General features: G+C 67.1%; 1 pseudogene. It reads left to right on the top strand.

Features of this window, described 5'->3' with window-relative positions:
* Window positions 1–243, top strand: a pseudogene (locus tag SB751_RS34360) (cysteine desulfurase); the annotation flags it as partial.

The raw sequence follows: 243 nt of genomic DNA, 5'->3' as shown, positions 1-243 counted from the left end.
CAAGGACAGGCTTCGCCGCAAGCGTTCGGCCTGCCCGGCGGCGACGTGTTGCGCGATCTCGTCGTGTTCGAACCGCGCAGTGTGGGCGTACCCAGTGTGAGCGGAGTAAGCGGCGAAAGCGCGCGCTATTTCGTCGACGAGCGCGAGGCGGCCGTGCCGCACGGTCTGAAGTCGTCCGCGCATCCGCCGTTCGATGTGAACGCCGTGCGCCGCGATTTCCCGATCTTGCAGGAGCGCGTGAAC

Source organism: Cupriavidus sp. SIMBA_020, from assembly GCF_046535395.1.
GTDB lineage: Bacteria > Pseudomonadota > Gammaproteobacteria > Burkholderiales > Burkholderiaceae > Cupriavidus > Cupriavidus campinensis.
Note: the sequence above shows the minus strand (reverse complement) of the source record. Positions and strands in the feature narration are given on the sequence as shown.